Source organism: Rhodoferax sp. GW821-FHT09E07 (genome assembly GCF_059416145.1).
On the sequence record NZ_JBWKOP010000009.1, the window covers coordinates 158,616 to 166,419 of the forward strand.

Here is a 7,804-nt window from a genome sequence, read left to right on the forward strand (position 1 = left end):
TTAAAAAGGAACGACCGTTCGTTTTTGCAATGGGCGCATTGTCCTAGGTTCTCGGCCACTGTACATCAGGGTTTTTGCGGGTGACGCAAAATTTGCCCCGGCACGGGGGGCTGAGGGTTTGCTACACTGCACGTCATGTTTATCCACCACATCAGCAGAATGGGTCTTAGCGACCGGGGAGCCTGGCCCTGGCGTACCTCGTCTGTTGTGCCTGGGCTCTAACACCTGCCGGCCGCGTTTCTAGCGGCCAACGCGCACGGTTCCTGAGCTTTGCGCGGTCAAGTGGCACGGATTCCCCTCCGATCTATTGCGCGCACCCTTTGTGGCTGCAGCTCCGGCTGCCAGCAACCAAATGACAGTGTGATTTGAGAGGCCCCGCCCCCATGACCGAATCCGAGTTCCATGCGCTGCGCGCGCAAGGCTACAACCGCATCCCCCTGACCACCCAGGCCTTTGCCGACCTGGAAACCCCGCTCTCCCTGTACCTGAAGCTGGCCCGTGCCGAGGGCGCCGCCGAGCCCGCTGCCCACAGCTTTTTGCTGGAGTCGGTGGTCGGCGGCGAGCGTTTTGGCCGCTACAGCTTCATCGGCCTGCCGGCCCGCACCCTGCTGCGCGCCAGCGGCTTTGGCGCCGACGCCCGTACCGAGGTGGTGACCGACGGCGTGGTGGTGGAAACCTCCAGCACCAACCCGCTGGACTTCATCGCCCAGTACCAACAGCGTTTCAAGGTGGCGCTGCAGCCCGGCATGCCGCGTTTTTGCGGTGGCCTGGCTGGATACTTTGGCTACGATGCCGTGCGGTATATCGAGAAAAAGCTGCAAGCCACCTGTCCGCCCGACGAGCTGGGCACTCCCGACATCCTGCTGCTGCAGTGCGAAGAGCTGGCCGTGATCGACAACCTCTCGGGCAAGCTGCACCTCATGGTCTATGTGGATCCTGCGGCGCCCAATGCCTACGCCGCCGGCCAGGCGCGCCTGACCGAACTGAAGGCCAAGCTGGCGCAGGCGGTGAGCGCGCCCGACATACAACCCTCGCAAAGCTTTGAGGCCCAGCGCGACTTTGCCAAGGCCGACTACATTGCCGCCGTGGTGCGCGCCAAAGAGATGATTGCTGGGGGCGACTTCATGCAGGTGCAGGTGGGTCAGCGCATCAAGAAACGCTTTACCGCGTCGCCGCTCAGCCTGTACCGCGCCCTGCGCACGCTGAACCCCAGCCCCTACATGTACTTCTACAACTTTGGCGACTTCCACGTGGTGGGCGCGTCGCCGGAGATTCTGGTGCGCCAGGAGCAGGTCAGCGTCGACGGGAAGGCCGGCACCAAGGTGACGATCCGCCCCCTGGCCGGCACCCGCCCGCGCGGCGCCACCCCCGAGCTGGACAAGGCGGCCGAGGTGGAACTGATTGCAGATCCCAAGGAGCGCGCCGAGCACGTGATGCTGATCGACCTGGCACGCAACGACATCGGCCGCATCGCGCAGATCGGCTCGGTCAAGGTGACCGACGCCTTCATCGTCGAGCGTTACAGCCACGTCATGCACATCGTGAGCAATGTGGAAGGCACGTTGAACGAGGGCATGACCAGCATGGACGTGCTCAAGGCCACCTTCCCGGCCGGCACGCTGACGGGTGCACCCAAGGTGCACGCCATGGAGGTGATCGACCAGCTCGAACCCATCAAGCGCGGCATTTACGGCGGCGCCTGTGGTTACTTGAGCTACGCGGGCGACATGGACGTGGCTATTGCCATCCGCACCGGCATCATCAAGGACCAGGTGCTCTACGTGCAGGCCGCCGCTGGCGTGGTGGCCGACAGCGTGCCCGAGCTGGAGTGGAAGGAAACCGAGGCCAAGGCGCGTGCGCTGCTGCGCGCAGCCGAACTGGTGGAGGAGGGCCTGCAATGAGCACCCAACCCCACGCCCGACACTGCGAAACCATGGCCGAGGTGCGCAGCCACATCGACGCGCTGGACGAGCGCATCACCGCGCTGCTGGTGGAGCGCACCGGCTACATGAGCCAAGCCGCCCGCATCAAGCAGGATGCTGCCAAGGTGCATGACCAGGAACGCATCGAATTCATCGCCGCCCGCGTGCGCCGCATGGCCGCCGAGCTGGGCGGCCAGCCCGAGGTGGTGGAAGCCGCCTACCGCGCCCTGATGGACGCATCCATTGCATTTGAGCACCGGGAGTTTGCCCGCCTGCGCCAAGGAGAGACAGCATGAAACTCGTGATGATCGACAACTACGATTCGTTCACCTTCAACATCGTCCAGTACTTTGGCGAACTGGGCGCCGAGGTGGAGGTGTTCCGCAACGACGAAATCACGCTCGAAGGCATCGCCGAGCGCCAAGCCGATCGCCTGGTGATTTCCCCCGGCCCCTGCTCGCCGGCCGAGGCCGGCATTTCGGTGGCGGCCATCCAGCACTTCATGGGCAAGCTACCCATCCTGGGCGTCTGCCTGGGCCACCAGAGCATTGGTGCCGCGCTGGGCGGCAAGATCATCCGTGCGCAGGAACTCATGCATGGCAAGACCAGCGTGATCACCACCACGCAAGAGGGCGTGTTTGCCGGTCTGCCGCAGCAGTTCACCGTGAACCGCTACCACTCGCTGGCCATCGAGCGCGCGAACTGCCCCAAGGAATTGGCCGTGACCGCGTGGACCGACGACGGGGAAATCATGGGCGTGCGCCACACCGGCCTGCCGTTTGCGCAGCGCATGGAGGGCGTGCAGTTTCACCCGGAAAGCATCCTCACCGAGCACGGCCACGCCATGCTGAAAAACTTTCTGCAATGAGGCCTGCCATGACCGTTGATTTGCGCAGTGACACCGTTACCCAGCCCACCGCCGCCATGCGCGATGCCATGTTCGCCGCGCCCCTGGGCGACGACGTGTATGGCGATGACCCCAGCGTCAACGCGCTGCAAGACAAGATTGCCGCGCTGCTGGGCTTTGAAGCCGCTCTGTTTATGCCCACGGGGACGCAGAGCAACCTGTGCGCCATCCTGGCCCACTGCCAGCGCGGAGACGAGTACATCGTGGGCCAGATGGCCCACACCTACCGCTGGGAAGGTGGCGGCGCCGCGGTGCTGGGCAGCGTGCAGCCGCAGCCGCTGAACCACCAGCCAGATGGTTCGCTGGCGCTGGCCGATATCGAGGCAGCTATCAAGCCCGACGACGTCCACTTTGCCCGTACCCGATTGTTGGCGCTGGAAAACACCTGGGGCGGCAAGCTGCTGCCCTTTAGCTATGTGCAGGCCGCGACCGACTTGGCACGTAGCAAGGGCCTGGCCCGGCACCTGGACGGCGCGCGCCTGTTCAACGCCGCGGTGGCGCAAGCCGCCGAGCGTGGCACCGACGCCTACGCCGAAGCCAAGGCGATTGCCCAGTGCTTTGACAGCGTGTCGGTCTGCTTCAGCAAAGGGCTGGGCGCACCTGTGGGCTCGGCGCTTTGCGGCAGCAAGGCGCTGATCGCCCGCGCCGTGCGCCTGCGCAAGATGGCCGGCGGCGGCATGCGCCAGGCCGGTTTTCTAGCCGCGGCCGCCAGCTACGCGCTGGACCACCATGTGCGCCGCCTGGCGGATGACCACGCGTTGGCGCGCCGCCTGGCCGATGGGCTGGCGGGTATCGACGGCCTGGTGGTAGAGGCACCGCAGACCAACATCGTGTTTGTGGACCTGGAGGGCGCGGCGCGTGCGCGTGCCAACGACCTGCTGGCCCACCTGGCTGCCCATGGCGTGCGCGGCAACGGTCTGTACCGCCTGCGCTTTGTGACGCATCTGGATGTGGATGCGGCCGGTGTGGACCACGCCATTGCCAGCATCCGCCAGTTTTTCGCCAACGCGGCCTAGGGGGCAGGGCATGGCAATCGACCAACTCTTGCTCTTCATGGCGGCCGGCGTGCTGCTCAACCTCACACCCGGGCCGGACGTGCTCTACATCGTCACCCACGCACTGCGCCGCGGCGCGCGCGCCGGCATGGTGGCCGCGCTGGGCATCACGGCGGGCTGCTTTGTGCACATCTTTGCGGCCGCCGTGGGCGTGAGCGCGCTGATGGCTGCGTCGGCCACGGCGTTCACCATTCTCAAGTGGGCGGGCGCCGCCTACCTGGTCTATGTGGGGCTGCGCCTGCTGCTGGCCACGGGTGGATCTGCTATGCAATTGGGAGCTGCTGGCGCAGATTCCACGGGGGCTACAGATCAAAATGGCTTCAAAACCATCTTCCTGCGCGGTTTCTGGACCAATGCGCTCAACCCCAAGGTGGCGCTGTTCTTCCTGGCCTTTGTGCCGCAGTTCATCGCCCCGGGCGTGGAGAACAAGCCGCTGGCCTTTTTGCTGCTGGGTCTGCTGTTTAACTTCAATGCCCTGTGGGTGAACCTGGGCTGGGCCGTGGCGGCCGCCTGGCTGGCCCGCCGTGCCGGTGTGGTGCAAAAGAGCATGCATTGGCTGGACCGTGTGGCCGGCGCGATGTTTGTAGGATTCGGAATCAAACTGGCGCTGACCGCAGCGCCCAAGGCTTAAGGACATGGACATGACCCAGACTGCCAAAATCACCCCGCAGGAAGCCCTGCAACGCACCATCGAGCACCGCGAGATTTTTCACGACGAGATGCTGCACCTGATGCGCCAGATCATGTCCGGCGAGATGTCGCCCGTCATGATGGCCGCCCTGATCACGGGGCTGCGCGTCAAAAAAGAGACCATCGGCGAGATCACCGCCGCCGCGCAGGTGATGCGCGAGTTTTCCACCAAGGTGGAAGTGGCCGACAAAACCCATTTGGTGGACATCGTAGGGACCGGCGGTGATGGCTCGCACACCTTCAATATCTCCACCTGCAGCATGTTCGTGGCCGCCGCCGCGGGTGCCAAGGTCAGCAAGCACGGCGGGCGCAGCGTCAGCAGCAAGAGCGGCAGCGCCGATGTGCTGGAGGCTTTGGGCCTGAACATCAACCTCAAGCCCGAGCAGATCGCCCAGTGCATTGCCGAGCAGGGCATTGGCTTCATGTTCGCGCCCAACCACCACCCCGCCATGAAAAACGTGGCACCGGTGCGCAAGGAGATGGGCGTGCGCACCATCTTCAACATCCTGGGTCCGCTGACCAACCCGGCCGGCGCGCCCAACATCCTCATGGGTGTGTTCCATGCCGATCTGGTGGGCATCCAGGTGCGCGCGCTGCAGCGCCTGGGCGCCGAGCACGCCATCGTGGTTTATGGCCGCGATGGCATGGACGAGGTGAGCCTGGGCGCCGGCACCATGGTGGGTGAGCTCAAGGACGGTGAGATTCGCGAGTACGAGATCCACCCCGAGGACTTTGGCATGGTCATGGCCAGCAACCGTGCCCTCAAGGTGGAAACCGCCGAAGACTCGCGCGCCATGCTGCTGGGAGTGTTGAACAACCAGGCCGGCCCGGCCAAGGACATCGTGATCCTCAATGCCGGTGTGGCGCTGTACGCGGCCAATGTGGCCAAAACCATGGAGGTCGGCATCGCGCTTGCCCGAGCAGCTATCGAATCAGGAGCGGCGAAAGCCAAGCTCGATGCCTTGGTGGCACTCTCTGCCCGCCTGGCCCACTAGGAAACCTTATGAGCGACATTCTGGACAAAATCGTAGCCGTCAAACACCAGGAGGTGGCGGCGGCCCGCAAGCGCAAATCGCTGGAAGTGGTGCGCGCCGACGCCGAATCGCGCGTGCTGACGCGTGATTTTGTGGGCGCGCTGCGCGCCAAGGTGGCGGCCGGCAAGCCAGCGGTCATTGCCGAGGTCAAGAAAGCCAGCCCGTCCAAGGGCGTGTTGCGGGCCGACTTCATTCCCGCCGACATTGCGCAAAGCTACGCCGAATATGGTGCCGCCTGCTTGTCAGTGCTTACTGATGTGCAGTTTTTCCAGGGCGAAATCGACTACCTGAAGCAGGCCCGGGCCAGTTGCCAACTGCCGGTGCTGCGCAAGGATTTCATGGTCGATGCCTACCAAATCTACGAATCGCGCGCCATGGGCGCCGATGCCATCCTGCTCATCGCCGCCTGCGTGGACGATTCCCAGATGCGTGAGTTTGAAGCCATCGCCCGCGGCCTGGACATGGCGGTTCTGGTGGAAGTGCACGACCAGCCCGAGTTGGAGCGCGCTCTCAAGCTCAAGACGCCGCTGATTGGCATCAACAACCGCAACCTCAAGACCTTCGAGGTCTCGCTGGACACCACGCTGGCCCTCAAAGCCCTGGTGCCGGCAGACCGCCTGCTGGTGACCGAAAGCGGAATCCACACCCGTGAGGATGTCTTGCGCATGGGTGCGGCGGGCGTCAATGCCTTCCTCGTGGGCGAGGCCTTCATGCGCGCGCCTGAGCCGGGCGAGGCACTGGACGCCCTGTTTGGCGGTTGAGCCATGGCAGACCAGTTGCAGAGTGCCGATCCCGCCGCGTGGCCCGTGGCGCCGGGCTGGCAGGCACTGACCGACCGCTTTTTCGCCGCCGAGGCGGGGCAGGGCCTGCTGCAGTTCCTGCAGCAGCGGCTGGAGGCTGGCGCGGTGGTGTTTCCGCCCCAGCCGTTGCGTGCGCTAGAGCTCACGCCGCCCGAATCCGTGCGCGTGGTCATCCTGGGCCAAGACCCGTACCATGGGCGCGGCCAGGCCGAAGGGTTGGCCTTCTCCGTGGCGCCGGGCGTGGCGTCCCCCCCGTCACTGCGCAATATCTTCAAGGAGCTGCAGCGCGATCTGGGCACGCCACCACCCGCTTTCCCGCAACCCGGCGGCAGCCTGGTGAAGTGGGCGCAAAAAGGCGTGCTGCTGCTCAACACCTGCCTGACGGTGGAGGAGGGCCAGCCCGCCAGCCATTCCGGCAAGGGCTGGGAGGTGCTGACGGACGCTGTGATCCGCCAGGTGTCGCAAGACGCTGCCCCGGCCGTCTTCATGCTCTGGGGCGCGCATGCCCAAAGCAAGCGTGCGCTGATCGACGCCAGTCGCCATCTGGTGCTCACGGCCAACCATCCTTCGCCCCTGTCAGCGCTGCGCCCGCCCGTTCCCTTCATCGGCTGTGGGCATTTCTCGCAGGCGCGTGCCTGGCGCGACGAGCATGGCACTGCCTAAATGCAAATTTGTGTGCAAGTTCATGACGAAGGCAAATTAACGTGGCATAATCCGGGGTTCACCGAAGGAGAGGTGGCCGAGTGGTTAATGGCAGCAGACTGTAAATCTGCCCTCTTACGAGTACGCTGGTTCGAATCCAGCCCTCTCCACCAGTGATAAGCTGATTTTTGGAATGAGCCCATGCGGGGTTCGTATAGTGGTAATACCTTAGCCTTCCAAGCTAAAGCGAGGAGTTCGATTCTCCTACCCCGCTCCAGGATCCGGTTTGTCGTTGGCTTGTGAAGCAGGTTTTTGAAGTTTGTCTGCGACAAACTTTTGCCCTTTTGGCTCAGTGGTAGAGCACTCCCTTGGTAAGGGAGAGGTCGCGGGTCCGATTCCCGCAAAGGGCACCATTTTTAAAGCGTTGCCGCTGGCATGTTGGTGATAGCGGTAGTGCGAATTTGATTGTTTGAACTCATTACTTTTCGGAGCGATATATGGGTAAAGAAAAATTCACACGAACCAAGCCGCACGTCAACGTAGGCACGATTGGCCACGTGGATCACGGCAAGACCACCTTGACTGCTGCTATCACCACTGTGCTGGCAGCCAAGTTTGGCGGCTCTGCCAAGGCGTACGACCAGATCGACGCAGCGCCTGAAGAAAAAGCACGCGGCATTACCATCAACACCGCCCACGTGGAATACGAAACGGCCAACCGCCACTACGCCCACGTGGACTGCCCCGGACACGC

General features: G+C 63.9%; 9 protein-coding genes and 3 tRNA genes. All 12 read left to right on the forward strand.

Features of this window, described 5'->3' with window-relative positions:
* Nucleotides 1–383 precede the first annotated feature (383 nt).
* Complete coding sequence (gene trpE / locus AC07OE_RS18600) at nt 384–1,901, forward strand: anthranilate synthase component I (RefSeq protein ID WP_495072066.1); 1,518 nt, start codon at nt 384–386, stop codon at nt 1,899–1,901.
* Complete coding sequence (locus tag AC07OE_RS18605; protein WP_495072067.1) at nt 1,898–2,218, forward strand: chorismate mutase; 321 nt, start codon at nt 1,898–1,900, stop codon at nt 2,216–2,218. The genes trpE and AC07OE_RS18605 overlap by 4 nt, the downstream gene beginning before the upstream one ends.
* Nucleotides 2,215–2,790: an anthranilate synthase component II gene (locus AC07OE_RS18610; RefSeq protein WP_495072068.1), complete on the forward strand. Its 576-nt coding sequence runs from the start codon at nt 2,215–2,217 to the stop codon at nt 2,788–2,790. The genes AC07OE_RS18605 and AC07OE_RS18610 overlap by 4 nt, the downstream gene beginning before the upstream one ends.
* An 8-nt stretch (nt 2,791–2,798) precedes the next feature.
* The gene (gene ltaE, locus AC07OE_RS18615) at nt 2,799–3,845 is read left to right on the forward strand and encodes a low-specificity L-threonine aldolase (protein ID WP_495072069.1); all 1,047 of its coding nucleotides are present in this window, start codon (nt 2,799–2,801) and stop codon (nt 3,843–3,845) included.
* Nucleotides 3,846–3,855: 10 nt separating this feature from the next.
* Nucleotides 3,856–4,515, forward strand: a complete 660-nt coding sequence (locus tag AC07OE_RS18620) for a LysE family translocator (protein WP_495072070.1) — start codon at nt 3,856–3,858, stop codon at nt 4,513–4,515.
* A gap of 10 nt (nt 4,516–4,525) precedes the next feature.
* Nucleotides 4,526–5,569 (forward strand): anthranilate phosphoribosyltransferase, encoded by a 1,044-nt coding sequence (gene trpD, locus AC07OE_RS18625; protein ID WP_495072071.1) that lies wholly within the window; start codon nt 4,526–4,528, stop codon nt 5,567–5,569.
* Between the two features lie 8 nt (nt 5,570–5,577).
* Complete coding sequence (gene trpC, locus AC07OE_RS18630; protein ID WP_495072072.1) at nt 5,578–6,369, forward strand: indole-3-glycerol phosphate synthase TrpC; 792 nt, start codon at nt 5,578–5,580, stop codon at nt 6,367–6,369.
* 3 nt (nt 6,370–6,372) lie between these two features.
* Entirely contained in the window at nt 6,373–7,071 is a 699-nt protein-coding gene (locus AC07OE_RS18635; RefSeq protein WP_495072073.1) for a uracil-DNA glycosylase, read from the forward strand.
* 66 nt (nt 7,072–7,137) lie between these two features.
* Nucleotides 7,138–7,223, forward strand: a tRNA-Tyr gene (locus AC07OE_RS18640).
* Between the two features lie 30 nt (nt 7,224–7,253).
* Nucleotides 7,254–7,327 (forward strand) — tRNA-Gly (locus AC07OE_RS18645).
* A 61-nt stretch (nt 7,328–7,388) separates the two neighbouring features.
* Nucleotides 7,389–7,463 (forward strand) — tRNA-Thr (locus AC07OE_RS18650).
* A gap of 84 nt (nt 7,464–7,547) precedes the next feature.
* Nucleotides 7,548–7,804: GTP-binding protein (locus AC07OE_RS18655; RefSeq protein WP_495072074.1), on the forward strand; the 257-nt coding region annotated here is incomplete at its 3' end.

Bases quoted from the DNA above. Each gene is read 5' to 3' on its own strand.
- trpE (WP_495072066.1), top strand. From the start codon at position 384: ATGACCGAATCCGAGTTCCATGCGCTGCGCGCGCAAGGCTACAACCGC.
- AC07OE_RS18605 (WP_495072067.1), top strand. From the start codon at position 1,898: ATGAGCACCCAACCCCACGCCCGACACTGCGAAACCATGGCCGAGGTG.
- AC07OE_RS18610 (WP_495072068.1), top strand. From the start codon at position 2,215: ATGAAACTCGTGATGATCGACAACTACGATTCGTTCACCTTCAACATC.
- ltaE (WP_495072069.1), top strand. From the start codon at position 2,799: ATGACCGTTGATTTGCGCAGTGACACCGTTACCCAGCCCACCGCCGCC.
- AC07OE_RS18620 (WP_495072070.1), top strand. From the start codon at position 3,856: ATGGCAATCGACCAACTCTTGCTCTTCATGGCGGCCGGCGTGCTGCTC.
- trpD (WP_495072071.1), top strand. From the start codon at position 4,526: ATGACCCAGACTGCCAAAATCACCCCGCAGGAAGCCCTGCAACGCACC.
- trpC (WP_495072072.1), top strand. From the start codon at position 5,578: ATGAGCGACATTCTGGACAAAATCGTAGCCGTCAAACACCAGGAGGTG.
- AC07OE_RS18635 (WP_495072073.1), top strand. From the start codon at position 6,373: ATGGCAGACCAGTTGCAGAGTGCCGATCCCGCCGCGTGGCCCGTGGCG.